Below are 18,548 nucleotides of genomic sequence, written 5' to 3'. Positions count from 1 at the left end.
TTAAATGAGCTCCCTTCTTTTTTATGGGAAAAAAAGGCCCAATTTGCTATAATGAAAATGTTAATGAAAATTTGTTGATAAAACGAATATGTTTTATGTAAGAGAGGATGAATTCCATGGTGAAGCGCGCCCGCGTCATCTATAATCCAACTTCAGGACGAGAAATCATAAAGAAGAATTTAGCAGATGTGCTCATGGTATTAGAAAATGCCGGCTACGTCACATCAGCTCATGCGACGACACCAGAACCTGGTGATGCCGAACGAGAGGCTAGATGTGCTGTACAAGAAAAATACGATCTAGTCGTTGCTGCAGGTGGAGATGGAACAATCAATGAAGTTATAAATGGTATAGCAGAACAAGAATATCGTCCAAAAGTGGGAATTATTCCAACGGGTACGACGAATGATTTTGCAAGAGCTCTTCATGTTCCTCGTGATGTGATGAAAGCGACAGAAATTATCGCACGTGGTGAAAGTGTTGCAATGGATATTGGAAAAGCGAACGATACCTATTTTATTAATATTGGCGGTGGGGGTCGAATTACCGAACTCACCTATGACGTGCCAAGTAAGTTAAAAACGATGCTTGGGCAACTTGCCTATTATTTAAAGGGTATTGAAATGCTCCCGTCTTTAAAAGCTACGGATGTGCGTGTAGAATATGATGATGGCGTTTTTGAAGGAAAAGCGATGTTCTTTTTACTCGGACTGACAAACTCAATCGGAGGATTTGAAAAAATTGCGCCAGATGCCAAACTAGACGATGGCAAATTTTCACTTATCATTCTAAAAAAAGTGAATTTAGCGGAATTTATTCGTTTAGTCACACTTGCCCTTCGAGGCGATCATATTAAAGAACCGAATATTATTTATGTGAAATCCAAAAAAGTGATTGTGACATCTGAAGATAAAATGCTTATTAATTTAGACGGGGAACTGGGCGGGGAAACACCGATGACGTTTGAAAATTTAAACCGTCATATTGAATTTTTTGCAGATATCCATGCCATTCCTGCTTCGGATTTAGCTAGTGAAAAACAACTTGATGCTCAAATCTAAATGTATTTGAAAAAGGAAATAGGAGATAACGGAAATGAAAAAAATAACTCTTTTAGTACCTGCTTATAACGAGGAGCAGGTATTACACATGTTTTATGAACATGTCACACACGTTATTGACACTATAAAGACGCATCAGTTTGAGATTCTATTTATCAATGATGGAAGTAAGGATAAAACACTTACAATTTTAAAGGAACTACGTACAAATGATTCGCGTATTAGCTACATCAATTTAAGTCGTAATTTTGGTAAAGAAATTGCCATGATTGCAGGCCTGGATTATTCTGACGGGGATGCGGTTATCATCATGGATGCTGATTTACAAGATCCGCCTGAACTGATTCCGGAAATGATTAAGTACTGGGAGGAAGGATATGATGATGTCTATGCTAAACGGAGATCACGTGATGGTGAAAGCAGACTCAAAAAATTAACATCAAAAGAATTTTATAGGTTGTTAAAACATATCGCCAAAGTGCCTATTCAAGAAGATACGGGTGACTTTAGATTACTAGACCGGCGTGCTGTGAATGCTCTTTGTGAATTTCGAGAGTCACAGCGCTATACAAAAGGTATGTTTAGTTGGATTGGTTTTCAAAAAAAAGAAATTTTATTCGATCGTGAGAAACGTGGAGCCGGGAAATCTAAATGGAATTATTTTCAGTTAGCCAATTTAGCAATGGAAGGAATTACCTCTTTTACCACTGTTCCACTTCGACTTTCGGCCATTGGTGGAATTGTTGTTTCTATTATTGCCTTTTTATTTATGATTTGGACTTTTATTAAGACACTGCTATTTGGTGAACATGTGAGCGGTTATCCTTCACTTATGATTGTTATCTTATTTTTAGGAGGCATTCAATTACTTTCACTGGGTATTATTGGGGAATATTTGGGACGTATTTTTAATGAAACAAAACAACGGCCACTTTACTTTGTAGATGAACATAATGAAGAGAAAATTGACCAATTTCATCATCAAAGATAATTTTTTGTCTTTTTTGTCATGCTATTGTATTATTTTGTATTTGCCAGTATAATGGTAGAGTCAAAAAAATAGAAAGTGGGTGAATACTTGGAAAAAGTAGCCAGATTTAAAAAAACTTTATTTCTAAGTACTCTTTTCATCCTGCTAGCCTTACTTGTTCTTTTTGTTGTATGGAATGTACAGGCAGATGAAGTGACACCGGATCAGAATGAAGCGGATTTAATTGCGAGTAATCGTGTGTGGATAGATTCAAAAACGCCAATTCCTTTAACCAACGACATTTTCGTTACACCATTTGAAAAAAATACAGATGTTAAAATTTTAAAAAATGGTAATCTTGTTGTGGAAGTGACAGATGCAAAACTTTTAAAGCAACTAGCTCTTGAAAATTCCATTTACGACGGGATAAAGGCTTATCGATTAGTCATAACAGCACCAAATGTTGCGGAATACATTAATAACGCTAAATTTAAATATCCAATGGATCATGCATATACTGGAATTTCAAATTATCAAATTGAAAGTGGTACAAGAAGTATTGAAACTGGAAGTAATGCGATTCGTTTAACACGCGAAAATAATCAAGTGCACACAAAATCAACCGTTCAAGTTCGTTTTTCGGATGATTTAGCTAAAGATAGTATGGACGCTCTTCAAATGGATGTCTCGTCAAATAGTTTGGCGCTTGATGATTCTTTTCAAACGAAGGCAAAATCAGTTCGTGCTTTTTCAAAAGAATTATTTTATGATTTTAATGTTACTAAAAATTCTTGGCTAATTTTATCAAGCTCTAAACAAGTGCATGTATATAGCCCGGTTGGTATGGAATATATTATGAAATAAAAGCAGGGACCCTAGTAGGCTCTGCTTTTTAAATGGCGAAAGAAAGGGGCACAAAGATGAGAGAGGTTCACTTAGAAAAAAATCAGATGCTTACAGTTACAATTGAAGACCTGACGCATGACGGAAGCGGGGTCGCCAAAATAGATGGATATCCGCTCTTTATAAAAGATGGACTACCAGGCGAAGAAGTGCGTGTGAAAGTGGTTAAGGTAAATAAAAAATTTGGTTTTGCCAGAATAGAAAAGATTGAAAAAGAGAGCCCAAATCGCGTCACACCACCTTGTCCGGTGTATCACAAATGCGGTGGCTGTCAGTTGCAACATTTATCTTACGAGGGGCAACTTTTGTTTAAAAAAAATCAAGTGGAGCAGTTAATCCGCCGAGTTGGAAAACTTGAAACGGAAGTCCTGCCAACAATTGGGATGGCAAAACCATTTCGCTATCGAAATAAATCGCAAGTCCCTGTTGGGTATGTGAACGGAAAACTTGGCGCAGGTTTTTACCAAAAAAGAAGCCATGATATTATTGATATGGAGACGTGCCTGATTCAAGATGAAAAAAGTGATGCGGCTATTCAGGAGGCGCGTGAGGTTTTCGCGGAATTTTATACGGAGCCTTATAATGAAGTGACTCATCACGGCGATTTGCGGCACATTATGACGCGTGTTGGAAAATCTTCTGGTGAGCTGATGCTCGTTTTAATTACACGTACACTTGATTTTCCAAATAAAGAGGCGATTGTTGAGCAACTAAAAAAACGCGTTTCAGGTGTTACCTCTATTGTGCAAAATGTCAATCCAAACAAAACGAATGTGATTTTAGGTGATAAAACGGTGACACTTTTTGGTCCGGATACAATTACAGACAGCATTCATGGCATCCAATTTGCAATTTCTGCGCGCAGTTTTTATCAGGTTAACCCAGAGCAAACGGAAATTCTCTACCAAAAAGCTCTTGATGCAGCCGATTTAACAGGAAATGAAACGGTGATTGATGCCTATTGCGGTATTGGTTCCATCTCGCTTTGCTTAGCTCAAAAAGCCAAACATGTTTATGGCGTTGAAATCGTCGACCAAGCGATTCATGACGCACGAAAAAATGCCAAATTAAACCAAATTGAAAACGTGACATTTGAAACCGGAAAAGCCGAAGAAGTTATTCCTGCTTGGTATAAAAAAGGGATTCGCGCAGACGTCCTTGTTGTCGATCCCCCGAGAAAAGGTTGCGACGAAAAATTGCTAGCGACCATTTTAAAAATGCAACCTAAAAAAGTCGTTTATGTTTCCTGTGATCCGGCCACACTTGCCCGCGATTTACGCATTTTAAATGAAGGTGGTTACGGCGTTTCGACTGTCCAACCCGTTGATATGTTTCCAATGACGACGCATGTTGAAAACGTGGTTGCGTTAGAGCTCAAGTAGGAGGGATCAAATGACAGCGATACAATTTCGCTTTGCTAAAAAAACAGAAGTGCCCCTTATTTTGCAATTTATACGTGAACTAGCAGAATATGAAGGTTTATTAGAAGAAGTTGTAGCAACAGAAGAACTTTTACAAGAATGGCTATTCGAAAAGAAAACGGCAGAAGTTATTTTTGGCGTATATGAAAATCAAATTGTTGGTTTTGCTTTGTTTTTCCATAATTTCTCTACATTTTTAGGACGATCAGGTATTTATTTAGAAGATTTGTATGTTCGGGAAAATTATCGTGGTCGTGGATTTGGTAAGGCGTTTTTAACCGAGCTAGCTAAGATTGGAGTTGCAAGAGGTTGCGGAAGGTTAGAATGGTGGTGTTTAGATTCAAATCAGCCGAGCATCGCTTTTTATTTAAAGATGGAAGCAGTGCCGATGGATGAATGGACCGTTTATCGTATTGAAGGAAGTCGCTTAAAAGAATTAGCCCAAGAATAATCGTGCTTTTTCCCTGAAATTTTGATACAATAATCATGAGAAAAACTTCACATAGAAGGGAATGTTGGCTTTTGAGTATGACGATGTATTTTGATAATGAAAATGGTATTCAAAAAGAAACGAGCCACCCGCATTTTACAGAGCACTTTAAATTAGATATTTATTATGATACGGCAAAAAAAGAAGCGCCTTTTGGTAGCGCTGTAAGTCAAGAAGTTTTAGAACGTCTCACTGCCTATTTTAAAGATAAGTCGGATGAAGGTTTAAATTTATCGGCTTTCCCGAAGCATTTTGCGGAAGAAAAAGGGATTTCATTTGTGGAACCAAAAGACTATGATGCGCTAGCGCTTCAAAAAATGCGTGAGGCCCAAGATGAAAACACACGTTTATCCATGCAAATTGCTGTGAGTGCGGCTCTTGGTCAAATAAAAATAACCGGCTACATTTTGCCTGTTTTGCGTGATAAGGCGCTGGATGCTTTGCATGTTTTAAAAGAAATAGAGACAGATGAATCAGGCTACTATGATCAAATGTTTTATGATTTACTTACCTTTACGAAAGATTATACCGCCATTTTACCGGAGCTTTGGTGTAAACGTTGTATTCAATAAAAATGAGGCTCTGACATAACTCAAAATAACAAAAGAATCGTTTAAAATCCATTTTTTAAAAATGGCTATCTTAAACGATTCTTTTTTGCCGTTATTTTTTATTCCAAGCAAGGAAATGAATTACGCCCCGGCCTTATTTGATTTGAGCTAAAATTTCATCTGCAATTTCGTAAGGGTCTCTATGGTCGGTTATGATCACATAATTGGCAGTTTTCTCATATAGTGGTGTGCGACTTTCGAAAATGGCGATGACTTCCTCACTCGTTTTAGCCTGAAGAAGAGGTCTTGTTTTGTCGTTTCGTAAGCGATTTAAAAAGATTTTCGGACTCGTTTTTAAGTAAAAAACAGGCGCGGGGTGCTGAATGAGTAGGGTTTGATTCATTTCATTTAGCACAATTCCTCCTCCTGTTGAAATAACGGCTGAGGTTTCCCGTAAATCTGTCAGTTTGGCTTGCTCCATTTTGCGAAACGCTTCTTCGCCTTCTGTATCAAAAATGGCCCGTATGGATTTTCCTTGTTCTTTCTCAATCATCTTATCAATATCAATAAATGGGAGGGCCATCTTCTGTGCTAAAAGCTCGCCAATCGTCGTTTTGCCGGCGCCCATAAAACCTGTTAAAATAAGCTGTTTGACCATGTTTTTCCCCCTTTAGTTTATTTGTATTTTAACACTTGTTAGAATTCGCGGTCAATGGAATTTCCCCTTTTTATTACTTGCCAGATAGTGTAGAATAAGATTAAGTAGGTATAGAAAGGATAGGTTGATGGATAAATTAGCAAAATTAAAGTCTTTTGAAAATATTCGGTTGATGGTGAATAGACGACTTATTTTTTCAAATGTGCTCATGACACTTGCGCTTAGCGTTTTAATATATTTAGTTTTTAGTCATTTAAAAGGGGTTACGGGTACAGAAGAAATTATTCTCTTGATTTTCCTTTCAGCAGTCGTTTTGCGACCTGTTTTTCGTCTGTTGAATGTGCAACCGACCATGGAGCTTTCAACAAAAGGAATCAGTTATCGCGGGGATTTTCAAACGTGGCAGGCAATTTATGAATTAGAGCTTAAAACACCACGAATAGCTATTTTTTATTACGGTCGCTTAGAGCTTTATACAACGATTAAAGATAAAAAAGAGCTCGTTTGGGATATTTCAGCCTATGACAGTGAAATGGCACTAAGTGATTTAGCAGAGTTAATTCAAGCCTGTGTCCTAGAATTTGGCGAACAAGACCAAAATTTTGAAACAAACCCAGTTTTATCAAGTTAAGTAGGGGCATGCTCCTACTTTTTTTATTAGCCCACTACTGAAGATGGCCAAATAAAAAGAAAGAATTTCTACAACTATAGACCATGTTCAATTCTTTCGTTATACTGTAAAATAGCAAAGATGACGAAATGTCGGGAGGAAAACGATGGAAAATCTTATTTTAAAAGCCCATAAAGTACGAAAAGTTTACGGGTCAAAAGGAAGTCTTTTTCCCGCTTTAAATAGCATTTCTTTAGAGGTTAGAAAGGGTGAGTTTGTCAGTGTCATGGGACCGTCTGGAGCAGGGAAGTCAACCTTACTAAACGTCCTTTCTTCAATTGATTCCCCACTTCAGGGGAGATTGAAATTGACGGGAATTCCCTTTCCGATATGCGGCAAAAAGAACTGGCCATGTTTCGCCGTGACCAGCTTGGCTTTATTTTCCAAGATTATAATTTACTAGAAACGATGTCGATAAAAGACAATGTGGTTTTGCCACTTTCATTAAATCGCGTGAAACCTTTTGAAATTGAAGTCCGCTTTGAAGAAATTGCCCGCCAGTTTGGCATTTTCGACATACGCGATAAATTTCCGAGCGAAGTATCAGGTGGTCAGAAACAACGTACAGCCGTTTGTCGGGCTATGATTACAAATCCAGCCCTTATTTTTGCGGATGAGCCAACGGGCGCTCTTGATTCAAAAGCCGCTACGAACTTGCTTGAAGGCCTTGTGCAGGCGAAAGAGCATAAGCAGGCCACGATTCTTATGGTGACGCATGATGCTTTTGCCGCCAGTTATTCCGAGCGCGTCCTTTTTATTAAAGACGGGGAACTTTATACAGAAATTCACCGGGGCAAGACAACACGGAAACACTTTTTTCAAAAAATATTAGATGTTTTAGCTATGCTTGGTGGTGAAGCGGATGACACTTTTTAAAATTGCCGTAACCAATATGGTGAAAAACTTCAATCAATACGTTATTTATTTTATTAGTATTGCGATTAGCGTTTTGATTTATTTTACATTTATCTCACTTGCAAAAAACCCACTTATTAATAAAATTTTTATGCGCTGGGAAGTACTTGGAAATTCCTTATTCTCATTTGCCGGCGTCATTTTAATCTTATTTGTAGGCTTCTTTATCTTTTATTCCAATAGCTATTTCTTAAAAAGGAGAAAGCGGGAGTTTGGTTTATATGCCCTTTTAGGCTTGAGAAAAAGTCAAATCAGCATGATTATTATATTTGAGAACCTATTAACTTATTTACTTGCTTTACTCACAGGGATTTTAACAGGTATTTTCTTTTCGAAATTATTTATTATGCTCCTTTTTTGGATTGTGAATTTGCGCGTAGACACAAAACTAATCGTCTCTGCTAGTGCGATTACAGACACCGTCTATACCTTCTTTATTATTATGGGCATAACGTCCCTATACGCGATTTATCTCATCTTTCGTTATAGTTTACTAAAGCTCTTTAAAACAGAAGAACGTGAAAAAAAGGCAGCAAAAGGTTCCGTTATCCTAACCATCATCGGCATCAGCTTAATCGGTTTCGGTTACTTTTTAGCGATCCAGGTCATTCAAAATTCTCCGCTTTGGACTAAAATTGGGTTTGGCAGAGGCGTTTTGATTGTGCTTTTCTCAGTCATTGTGGGAACATGGCTTTTTATTCGCCACTCAATGCCTCTTAGTCTGCGATTTGTCTACAATAAAAAGTCATCCTATTACCACGGGACAAATTTAATTACCATCACTTCATTACGTTATCGCGTTCGAAAAAATGCGAATACACTTGCGATGATTGCGATTTTGAGTGCGACAACCTTAACCATTATTGGCGCGATAAGCGGTTTTTATTATGTCACCATTGAACAAGTAAAGACAGAAAATCCAAGTAGCTATCAACTTTTAAATATTTCGCCCGATAAAGATGAAGAAATTGTTCGGATTATTTCCCGCGATAAAGAGCATAAGTTGCGTTATCGCACCAAATCTTCTTATATTAACGCAAGTGTTAAAAATGAACTTGAAAAAATGCCGTTTAATTACTATCAAAATCAGGCGAAATTTTCGTTCATACCGGAGTCGGAATTTAATCGAATTAATTTAATAGAAGACCGAAAAAATAAGCCTATCCATCATTTGAATAACGGAGAAGCGATTTATGTTGGAAGAGAAACCAATAATTTACATGAAAGACGGAAACAAGAACTAAAAGCGCATACTTTTCAAATTGTTTCAGACGATAAAAAAACAGGTTTTGGTGAAATTCAAGTGATAGATTTTCGTCCAAATCCCGTTTTTAACTCAGGTTTTGCGGATGCGTTACTTGTTGTAAATGACGATTTTTATAACCGTTTAAAAGAACATTTAAAAGTTCAAAAAGTGGCGATGTATGATGTGACAGAAGTGGATCATTCTGAAAATCTAGGAAATAAAATTCAAGTCGCAGCAGAAGGAAAGGTAAATATTTGGTCACCTACTTTTTCAAGTTATTATTCGAACTATCATATGGTTTCAATTTTGATGGGCACCATTTTATTTATCGGTATTTTTATCGGACTTGTTTTCTTCCTTGCAACAGGCAGTGTAATTTATTTTAAACAAGTGACAGATGCTTATTTAGAGCAAAATCAATTTACAACACTCTTTAAGCTGGGCCTAACGAAACGCGAACTTAGAGGGATTATTTCCAGACAAATTGCGCCTATGTTTGTTATTCCGCTCCTCCTAGGAATCTCCCATAGTATCTTTGCCATGATTGGGCTATCTAGAAATTTAGAATATAGTTTACAGATGCCTGTCATTATCGTGACAAGTATTTACTGTGTATTCTACGGATTGTATTACTGGATTTGCGTGAATAGCTATACGAATATCGTCACCCGTTATCAGCCGTAGTTGGCAAAAACGATTGGAATCGGCTAAAATAGAGATGAGGGAATTGGAGGCAAAAATATGGTTAAAGTTTATATTGTAGAAGATGATGTGGTCATTCGAGACACCATCCAAAAACATCTTGTAAAATGGGGATTTGAAATTCAACTTGTAAGTGACTTTAATAACATTTTAAATGAGTTTTTAGAGTTTGAACCACAACTGGTTATTTTAGATGTCAATTTACCTTATTTTGATGGTTTTTACTGGTGCAATCAAATTCGCGAAGTATCCAATGTTCCAATCATATTCCTATCATCACGAAACTCAAGAATGGATCAAATTATGGGGATGAACATGGGAGCAGATTATTATATTGAAAAACCTGTCGATTTAGATGTTCTAATGGCACGAATCAATGCACTTCTTAGGCGCACCTATTCATACGCTGAATTAGAAGAACCGAATGTAATGGAGCATAATAATGTGTTTTTACACATTGATACGAATACACTCACTTATTTTGACGAAAAGATTGAGTTAACTAAAAATGAGTTTTTAATCTTATATGAATTGATGAAACAAAAAGGAAGTATCGTTAGTCGTGATGAAATTATGCGCGCACTTTGGGAAGATGAAAGTTTTGTCGATGATAATACCTTAACCGTCAATGTTGTACGTATACGGAAAAAACTTTCCGAAATCGGTTTAGATGACTTTATTAAAACGAAAAAAGGCCAGGGGTATATGATTGAATAAAATGCTGGAAGTAGATTTCCTAACTTACGGGAAACGTTTACTTCCTGTTTTTACATAAAAGAGAAGGAGGGGGCTTTTTTTGAAAATTTTAGTTTTAGGCGGCACGCGTTTTTTTGGAAAACGATTAGTAGAACTGTTGCTTGAAGAAGGGCACCGTGTCACAGTTGTAACACGAGGTAAGGCAGATGTCCATTTACCGGAAGGCGTCAGGCATTTAGTGCTTAACCGGGAGAAACGAGAAGATATGTTCCAACTTGCACGAGAACATTTTGATGTGATTTACGATAATATTTGTTTTTCCCCGCAAGATGCTCTTTACTTAATTCAAGCTTTTAAAGGGCAGAAAACGCGTCTTATATATACATCTTCTCTTTCTGTTTATGGGGTAAAAGGTCGAGCACTTCTGGAAAAAGATTTCGACAGCTTACATTACGAAATTATTCTCGGTGACCGACTGGATTTTGATTATGGCGAAGGAAAAAGATTAGGAGAAGCTGTTTATTTTCAAAAAGCAGATTTTGATGTGGTAGCGGTACGTTTCCCAATCGTATTAGGTGTTCAGGATTATACAAAACGACTACAATTTCATACATCCAGAATCTTAAAAGGAACGGAAATCGGCATTCAAAACGAGGAGGCAGAAATTGGTTTTATCGAAGCTGATGAGGCTGCCCAGTTTTTAGTTTTTATCGGAACAAAGTCTGACTTTAAAGGCCCGGTTAACGCATCATCAGACGGCATTTTAAAGCTTTACGAACTTATCCAACTGTTAGAAACATTAACCAAGAAAAAAGCGCATGTGACAGATTTAGCAGAAGCAGACGATGAAAACGAATCGCCGTTTGATATCCCTAAATCGTATTATTTAGACAATAGTAAAGCAAAAGCGCTTGGTTTTGTCTTTCAAAATGTCCATGACTGGCTTCCCGTTGTGGCAAAAGAACAAATGGAAATGAAAGATTTTAAATAAGAAAGAAGAGAAGTCTATGTTATCTTTTGAAGAAAAAAAGCAAATCATTGCACGATTCAGCGCACTCGAAGAAAAAGAAGTTTCACTTGGCCGCATCAACTATCACTACCCAGAAAGTAAGCGCGAAAAATCAATCCTCATTAAACATTTACACCCAAACGGAAATGGCTACGTCTACGCGCCTTATTTAGACAGCGACACACTGGATAAACAAGGCTATTTTAATATCTATAATGCAAAAGAATTTGAACTTGTAGAACTAATTGAAGCCGCCATATCGTATATGGATAGTGATGGAGATATATTTGATGAAGGTCAAAAATTTACGTATCAAAGTGACTCAGGAGAAACTCTTGAACTCATTTATGAAAATAAAATGTGGATTGTGTATGCCGCAGGAAATGTTGAAGCCGTATATAAAACACTCGAAGCAGCCGAAAGCTATCTAGCCGACGAAGGCTTTTTTGTAGAAAATTAAAGGAGGAAGTTGACGTGGAAACCGTACAAAGTTTACGTGAACGCATTGCAGTCAGCAATCACCGTGCAAAAGCAGATTGTATTATCCAAAACGGTCGCATTATAAATGTGTTCACCGGGGAAATTATGGAAGGCGATATCGCCATAAAAAACGGTTATATTGCCGGAATTGGATCATTTCATGAAGCAGATGAAATCATTGATGCTAAAGGTGCTTATATTGCCCCAGGCTTTATTGATGCCCATGTCCATGTCGAAAGTGCCATGATTACACCAAGCGAGCTCGCTCGAGTACTGCTTCCAAACGGTGTCACAACAATTGTCACAGATCCGCACGAAATAGCGAACGTTGCGGGCATTCCCGGCATTAAATTTATGCTTAAGGATGCAGAAGAAGCACCAATCGACATGTTCGTCATGGCCCCGTCCTCTGTCCCGGCAACACCACAAGAAAACAACGGAGCAACACTCCTTTCTGAAGATTTAAGACCTCTTTATCAGGATGAAAAAGTAATAGGACTTGCAGAGGTGATGGATTTTCCGTCTGTGGCTTCCGGAGATGCAGATATTTTACAAAAAATCATTGATGCCAAAGAACATGGTGGGCGCATTGACGGGCACGGCGCCGGTTTAACACGCGATAATTTAAATAATTATTTAGCTGCCGGGATTCGAACGGACCATGAAAGCACAACGCGTGACGAAGCGCTTGACCGCGTTCAGGCAGGAATGTTTGTTATGTTGCGCGAAGGGACAGTCGGACGCGATTTAAAACAAGCCATCGAAGCTGTACGAATCGAAAACAGTCATCGTTTTTGTTTCTGCACGGACGACAAATTAATACCGGATTTAATCCAAGAAGGATCCATTAATTATAATGTTAAGCTGGCTATTTCACATGGTATTGCCCCGATTACGGCTATTCAAATGGCCACAATTAATGCCGCCAACTGTCATAATTTGCCTTATTTAGGTGCGGTGGCTGCTGGTTATCAAGCAGATCTTATTTTCCTAGATCGTTTAGAAGATGTTGCGATTACAAAAGTTTTTAAAAAGGGCAGATTATTAGTAGAAAATGGCGAGAGGCGAGAGGCTGAATTTAAGCGCGCTAAAGATGATTTCAAATCACCACCGATTACACATCATTTTCAAAAAAGCGATTTACGCTTAGCCCTTAAATCTCAAAATGTCCGCGTCATGGGTATGCTACCGAATAGTTTATTTACGGAGCGACTAAGCGCTCGTGTCGAAATTCAAGACGGAGTGTTTATACCTGATTCTTCCAAAGATTTAGCCAAGATGGTTGTGGTTGAGCGTCATAAAGGTACGAAAAATATTGGTTTAGGGATTGTAAAAGGATTTGGACTTAAGAACGGTGCTATTGCGACAACGGTTGCTCATGATTCGCACAATATTGTGGCTGTAGGTACGAATGATACGGATATAGAGCGGGCGATTTTAAGGCTTACTGAAATTGGTGGTGGTATCGTTGTTGTCTCGGATGAACAGATTCTCGGGGAACTTCGTCTGGAAATTGCCGGTTTACTAACAGCTGCCCCGTATGAAAAGGTTCAAAAAGACTTAGAAAAATTGTTAGCAGTTTTTCAAACGATTAGTGATGCGAGTGGTTTTGACCCATTCCTTACCTTATCTTTCTTAACGCTTCCGGTCATTCCGGAATATAAACTAACCGATCAAGGGCTATTTGACTTTCAAAAATTTGATTTTGTGCCCCTTGAACTTGAAGAGGAAGGGTGATTTTAGTTGACCTGGTGGCGTTATGTACGTGATAAGCGCTTTTTCTTATTTTTCTTTGTTATCGTGATGTTTTTTGTCGGGCTACTCATTTATATTGACCCGAATAGTAAATTGACGGTTGGAAATATTGTCTATTTATACTTTTTCGTCTTTATGTTTCTAGTAGCTTACCTCGTACTAGGCTATATTTTTAAATACCGCTACTGGAAGGAAATGAAAGAACTAGTCGAGGGTGAGATTGATGAAAATATTATTGAACTTTTACCAAATCCGCGAACAAGCGAGCAAGCTTTTTTTAATGAGCTGATGCGCAAGAAACACCGAGAAGAGCAAAAAAACATTTCAGCCCTTCAAGATAAACAAGAGGAGTATCATGATTTTATCTTGTACTGGGTGCATGAGGTGAAGACACCGCTTGTGGCGAGTAAAATGTTAATTAAAAATCCGGATTTGAATGACACTAAAACGATTTTTGCGAAAGTTGATGAAGAGCTTGACCGAGTGGATCAATTAGTCATGCAAGCCCTGTACTTTTCGCGTCTTGATACATTTGCAAAAGACTATTTTATCCAAGAGCAAAATCTTGGTAATGTTGTGCGTGAATCGATTAAACGACATTCAAAGCTGTTTATTTCGGGACGGAAAAAACTGGTGATGGAGGAAGTGGATTTTGACGTTCGAACAGATAGCAAGTGGTTGGGCTTTATTTTAGATCAAATTATTTCTAATGCCTTAAAATACACGGAAGAAGGCGATGAAATCAAGATTTGGTGTGAGGAGAAAAAAGACAAAATAGATTTGCACATTCGAGATCAAGGCCGCGGGATTAGCGATGAGGATTTATCACGTGTTTTTGAGCAAGGCTTTACTGGAATGATAGGTAGGAAAGAAAAGAAAGCGACTGGCATGGGGCTTTATTTAGCCAAACAAATGGCCAAAAAGTTAGGTCATACGATTGAAATTAGTTCGGTAGAAGGGGAATTTACCGAACTAATCATTCATTTTGCTAGAAAAGATGATTATTTATTAGTCGCAAAAGATATAGAAATCAAATAGTTTTTAGGGAGGAGTTTCATCATGGTGGAAAAATTAATAGTGCGAGGAGCACCGCAAGAATACGAGTGTCATACAGGGGCCTGGGCAACTTTGCCGGAACACTTAAAACGGCGGCATTTAAAACGAATACTTGTTTTACATGGTTTAAAATCATGGGAAGTGGCCAAAGATAAATTTCCTGATTTACCAGATGTTTTTGTAAGATTTGAACGATATAACGGAGAATGTACGTATGAAGAGCGGGACCGGACTGTAGATCTTGTGCGAGACAATGATTTTCAAGCGATTGTCGTTGTGGGTGGTGGTAAACTTACCGATTTAGCTAAAGCAAGTGCTCATATTTTACGCATTCCTGTTTTGATTTTACCAACGCTTGCCGCAACATGTGCGGCTGCCACACCACTTAGTGTGATGTATGACCAAAATGGTGCGATGATTCGTTATGATGTTTTTCCTGAAAGTAATGCGCTTGTTTTAATCGAGCCAGAAATTATTTTGCATTCACCTATTGAACTTATGATTGCAGGTATCGGCGACACACTAGCAAAATGGTATGAGGCAGATGTGATTATTTCACAGCTTGAGAAACCACCTGTTGAAGTGGAAATTGCGTATTTCGCGGCAAGTAAATGTCGAGAAAATTTATTAAAGCTAAGTCTTCAGGCCATTCGTTCCATGGAGACAAAAGAATTAAATGAGGCATTCATTCAAGTTGTTGAAACGAACATTTTAGTAGCAGGGATGGTAGGCGGATTTGGGGACCGTTATGGCCGTACTGCCGGCGCCCATTCCATTCACGATGCCTTAACTATCATTCCTGAAACGCATCACATTTTACACGGTAATAAAGTTGCTTATGGTGTTTTCGTACAACTCGTCTTAGAAGACCGTCTGGATGAAATTGAACGCTTACTTCCTTTTTATTCGGCACTTGGTCTACCAACTTCTCTTATGGATATGCTAAAGGCACCACTTTCACTGGATAGCTTAAAAGCAGTTTCCATTCGCGCTACAGAAGAAGGCGAGACCATTCATATGATGAAGGGGCCAATCACGGCTGAAAAAGTCGAGCGCGCCATGCAAGAACTTGAAAATTATCAAATTGAAAAGCGAGTTAGACATTAAAATGTTCATACGAATCCAAACAAAAGCGGATAATAAAGCGATTTTTACAGTGCATGAAAAAGCATTTGGCCGGCAGGAAGAGGCAAATTTAGTCGAAGAAATTCGCAAAACCGCAGAGTATATAAATGATTTATCACTTGTTGCAGAAAATGGAGACGGGGAAATCATAGGACACGCATTATTTAGCGAAATCTTTTTAGAAAATGATGAAGAAACGCGCATTTTACTTGCCCTTGCTCCGCTTGCTGTTGTAAAAGAATGGCAAGGAATGAAGATAGGATCGGCACTTATGGAAGAGGGTATTCGGTTAGCTAGGCAGAAAGCCTATCCTGGTATTATCGTACTTGGACACGCTTCGTATTATCCAAAATTTGGCTTTCAAGAAGCGAAAAACTATGGAATTTTGCCGCCGTTTGCTGTCCCCTCTGAAAATTTTTTAGCATTGGAATTATATCCTAAAAGTTTAGATGGATTTCATGGTACCATTCGTTACCCATCTGCTTTTCATAACGTGTAGGAGGCTATTATGAAATTAAAAGCGATTGAAGCACCAAAAACAATGCTTGGTATGTCGGTTGAGCTGACGGAAGAGACCATCCATGAACGTTTAGCTAAAGTGAAGGCTAACATGGTTCAGTCAGGAATTGATACGCTTGTGATTTATGCGGATAAAGAACATGGCGCGAATTTTGAATATTTAACTGGATTTATTCCGCGATTTGAAGAGGCTCTTCTCGTTTTAAGTCAAACGAATGAAACCTTTTTACTTTTGGGAAATGAAAACATGAAGATGGCGGCACATGCACGAATTCCAAATAAAGCCATCCATGTTCCTCATTTTTCTCTCCCTAATCAGCCAATGGACCCGTTCGTACCGCTTCTAGACTTATTGGCGCAGGCTAAACTGGATGGTGCGAAAACGATTGGTTTAGTAGGCTGGAAAAAATGGACCACAACGACGGAAAAAAATGAAACGTTATTTGATATCCCACATTTTATCGTAAAAGCTATTCAAGATTGTGCCACGGATGCTACACTCATTTCGGCATCCGGCGTGATGATTGGGAACGAAATGGGTGCACGTATTTTAAATAACGCGAACGAAGTCGCGCACTATGAATTTGGTGCGAGTCTTTCTTCCACAAGTATTTTAAACGCAATGAATCAAATCGATGTTGGAAAAAGTGAGATGGAACTTGCGGGCGAACTTGCGCGCCTGGGCCAGCCGCACACGGTCATCTCGATTATGGCAACGGGCGAACGTTTTCAGTATGCCAATTTATACCCAACGAATAAAAAGGTGCGTCTAGGCGATAAAATCTCACTTACTTGTGGCTTTAAGGGCGGCTTATCGAGTCGTGCAGGATATGCTGTTAGTGAGGCGAAGGAGCTTCCAGATGGTCAAGAAGATTATGTGGAACGAGTTTCTGGCCCTTATTTTAATGCTGTTGTAAAATGGCTTGAAACGGTTAAGGTGGGCTATCCGGCAGCTGATGTTTATCAAATGGTGGAGGATGTACTACCAAAAGAACGGTACCACTGGCATTTAAATCCTGGCCATTTGACGGCCGATGAAGAGTGGATGTCTTCCCCTATTTATCCGAATTCACCTCATACTTTAAAAAGCGGTATGATTTTCCAAATTGACATTATTCCTTCTGTAAAAGGATATGCTGGCGTGAGTGCAGAGGAATGTGTTGCGCTTGCGGACGCCTCGTTACGCGAAACGATTCGCCGCGATTATCCGGAACTACACGAGCGCATCAAGGAGCGCCGTCGTTATTTACGTGAAGTTTTACAAATTGATATTCATGAAGATATTTTACCATTATCGAATACAGTTGCTTATTTACGACCGTATTTATTGAATAAAGAGTTGGCGTTTGTGAATGAATAGAGAAAAGGAAGTCTTTGTTTAAAAGGCTTCCTTTTTATTTGCTTTTAAAAAACGCTAAAATAAATTCATAAAACAGCTGTTCAGAAGGGGAAAGTTTGCGTTTTTTGGCCGTGATAAGGCCGACAGAACGGCGTAAGTCTTTATCACGAAGAGGAATGCTAATCGTTTCTTTAAAAATGGCACCATCTAAAATCATTTCGGGGAGAATGGAAATGCCAAGCCCGGCGCCGACCAGACCCTGAATAGTATAAAAATCGGTACTTTGAAAGGCAATATCAAGCGTAATTCCTTTTTTTTTGGCAGATGTTTGGACGATTTGAAACAAGTCAAAATCATTTGGATAGAGGATGAATTTTTCATTTTTTAAATCGTGAAGCGTTAATGTCAGCTCATTACTCAGCGGATGCGATTTTGGGACAATAACTTTTAACTTTTCATCAAAAAAGCGGGTTGTGTAAAAAAACTCTGTTTCAGTCGGGACAGGTGATAGAAAAGTGAGGTCGAGATCGCCTGAGAGTAGCATATTTGTCAGTTCTGCGTTAGAACCTTCCATAAATTGATAGGAGATGTCAGGATAATTTTTCCTAAATTCAGAGATGACGGCGGGAAGGACTTTGGTTGCGAGCGAGTTTGGTAAACCAACGCGAACGGTTCCGATTTTTGGATTGGTATACTCGGTTACAATCGCCTCTGCTTTTTGAAGTTCGTTTACTGCGCGTTTGGCTTGTGCAAGAAAATCTTTCCCAACGTTTGTAAGGCGCATATTGCGACCAACGCGTTCGAAAAGTGCCACGCCAAGCTCCTCTTCTAGTTTAATTATCTGCCTACTGACGGCAGATTGGGCGACGTGTAGATTTTCGGATGCTTGCGTCATATGTTCGACTCGGGCGACTTCCATAAAATATTTTAATTGGCGTAGTTCCACGATTCACACTTCTTTCGTTCTCAAATTGAGATTGTT

The 18,548-nt window shown here is 38.6% G+C and carries 18 protein-coding genes and 1 pseudogene; 17 read left to right on the top strand and 2 right to left on the bottom strand.

Annotation, left to right across the window (positions count from 1 at the left end):
* Positions 1-116 precede the first annotated feature (116 nt).
* The 6 genes from LFLEISCH_RS04990 (at position 117) to LFLEISCH_RS04965 (ending at position 5,417) form a co-directional block, all read left to right on the top strand.
* Positions 117-1,061, top strand: coding sequence for a diacylglycerol kinase (locus LFLEISCH_RS04990; protein WP_007473674.1), 945 nt, complete (start codon positions 117-119; stop codon positions 1,059-1,061).
* Positions 1,062-1,095: 34 nt separating this feature from the next.
* Positions 1,096-2,052, top strand: coding sequence for a glycosyltransferase family 2 protein (locus LFLEISCH_RS04985; RefSeq protein WP_007473672.1), 957 nt, complete (start codon positions 1,096-1,098; stop codon positions 2,050-2,052).
* A gap of 87 nt (positions 2,053-2,139) precedes the next feature.
* The gene (locus tag LFLEISCH_RS04980) at positions 2,140-2,895 is read left to right on the top strand and encodes a hypothetical protein (RefSeq protein WP_007473669.1); all 756 of its coding nucleotides are present in this window, start codon (positions 2,140-2,142) and stop codon (positions 2,893-2,895) included.
* 56 nt (positions 2,896-2,951) lie between these two features.
* A complete protein-coding gene (gene rlmD / locus LFLEISCH_RS04975; protein ID WP_007473666.1) occupies positions 2,952-4,316 on the top strand; it encodes a 23S rRNA (uracil(1939)-C(5))-methyltransferase RlmD in 1,365 nt (454 codons plus the stop codon).
* Between the two features lie 10 nt (positions 4,317-4,326).
* Positions 4,327-4,806: a GNAT family N-acetyltransferase gene (locus tag LFLEISCH_RS04970; protein ID WP_007473664.1), complete on the top strand. Its 480-nt coding sequence runs from the start codon at positions 4,327-4,329 to the stop codon at positions 4,804-4,806.
* Between the two features lie 71 nt (positions 4,807-4,877).
* Positions 4,878-5,417 carry a molybdate metabolism regulator gene (locus LFLEISCH_RS04965; protein ID WP_394798125.1) on the top strand — a complete coding sequence of 180 codons (540 nt, stop codon included), beginning with the start codon at positions 4,878-4,880 and terminating at the stop codon, positions 5,415-5,417.
* Between the two features lie 133 nt (positions 5,418-5,550).
* Here LFLEISCH_RS04965 and LFLEISCH_RS04960 read toward each other — a convergent pair whose 3' ends face one another.
* A complete protein-coding gene (locus tag LFLEISCH_RS04960) occupies positions 5,551-6,054 on the bottom strand; it encodes a shikimate kinase (protein WP_007473660.1) in 504 nt (167 codons plus the stop codon).
* A gap of 127 nt (positions 6,055-6,181) precedes the next feature.
* Between LFLEISCH_RS04960 and LFLEISCH_RS04955 the strand changes: the two genes are divergently transcribed.
* From LFLEISCH_RS04955 to LFLEISCH_RS04905, 11 genes and pseudogenes are all read left to right on the top strand, one after another.
* Positions 6,182-6,685 (top strand): hypothetical protein, encoded by a 504-nt coding sequence (locus LFLEISCH_RS04955; protein WP_007473658.1) that lies wholly within the window; start codon positions 6,182-6,184, stop codon positions 6,683-6,685.
* 145 nt (positions 6,686-6,830) lie between these two features.
* Positions 6,831-7,600 (top strand): annotated as a pseudogene (locus LFLEISCH_RS04950) (ABC transporter ATP-binding protein).
* A complete protein-coding gene (locus tag LFLEISCH_RS04945) occupies positions 7,587-9,569 on the top strand; it encodes an ABC transporter permease (protein ID WP_007473654.1) in 1,983 nt (660 codons plus the stop codon). The pseudogene LFLEISCH_RS04950 and the gene LFLEISCH_RS04945 overlap by 14 nt, the downstream one beginning before the upstream one ends.
* A gap of 57 nt (positions 9,570-9,626) precedes the next feature.
* Positions 9,627-10,304, top strand: coding sequence for a response regulator transcription factor (locus tag LFLEISCH_RS04940; protein WP_007473651.1), 678 nt, complete (start codon positions 9,627-9,629; stop codon positions 10,302-10,304).
* Positions 10,305-10,383: 79 nt separating this feature from the next.
* A complete protein-coding gene (locus LFLEISCH_RS04935; protein WP_007473649.1) occupies positions 10,384-11,274 on the top strand; it encodes an NAD-dependent epimerase/dehydratase family protein in 891 nt (296 codons plus the stop codon).
* Positions 11,275-11,290: 16 nt separating this feature from the next.
* Positions 11,291-11,752: a hypothetical protein gene (locus LFLEISCH_RS04930; RefSeq protein ID WP_007473646.1), complete on the top strand. Its 462-nt coding sequence runs from the start codon at positions 11,291-11,293 to the stop codon at positions 11,750-11,752.
* Between the two features lie 14 nt (positions 11,753-11,766).
* Positions 11,767-13,509, top strand: a complete 1,743-nt coding sequence (gene ade / locus LFLEISCH_RS04925; protein WP_007473645.1) for an adenine deaminase — start codon at positions 11,767-11,769, stop codon at positions 13,507-13,509.
* Between the two features lie 6 nt (positions 13,510-13,515).
* Positions 13,516-14,565, top strand: a complete 1,050-nt coding sequence (locus LFLEISCH_RS04920) for a sensor histidine kinase (RefSeq protein WP_007473643.1) — start codon at positions 13,516-13,518, stop codon at positions 14,563-14,565.
* 21 nt (positions 14,566-14,586) lie between these two features.
* Positions 14,587-15,690, top strand: a complete 1,104-nt coding sequence (locus tag LFLEISCH_RS04915; protein ID WP_007473641.1) for an iron-containing alcohol dehydrogenase family protein — start codon at positions 14,587-14,589, stop codon at positions 15,688-15,690.
* Between the two features lies 1 nt (position 15,691).
* Positions 15,692-16,207, top strand: a complete 516-nt coding sequence (locus tag LFLEISCH_RS04910) for a GNAT family N-acetyltransferase (RefSeq protein WP_040504768.1) — start codon at positions 15,692-15,694, stop codon at positions 16,205-16,207.
* Between the two features lie 9 nt (positions 16,208-16,216).
* Positions 16,217-17,587, top strand: a complete 1,371-nt coding sequence (locus LFLEISCH_RS04905) for a M24 family metallopeptidase (RefSeq protein WP_007473636.1) — start codon at positions 16,217-16,219, stop codon at positions 17,585-17,587.
* Positions 17,588-17,621: 34 nt separating this feature from the next.
* On the opposite strand, the gene gltC is transcribed toward LFLEISCH_RS04905, so the two are convergent.
* On the bottom strand, positions 17,622-18,512 hold the full coding sequence (gltC, locus tag LFLEISCH_RS04900) for a glutamate biosynthesis transcriptional regulator GltC (RefSeq protein ID WP_007473634.1): 891 nt from the start codon (positions 18,510-18,512) through the stop codon (positions 17,622-17,624).
* Positions 18,513-18,548: the final 36 nt, after the last annotated feature.

Source organism: Listeria fleischmannii subsp. fleischmannii LU2006-1, assembly GCF_000344175.1.
GTDB lineage: Bacteria > Bacillota > Bacilli > Lactobacillales > Listeriaceae > Listeria > Listeria fleischmannii.
Note: the sequence above shows the minus strand (reverse complement) of the source record. Positions and strands in the feature narration are given on the sequence as shown.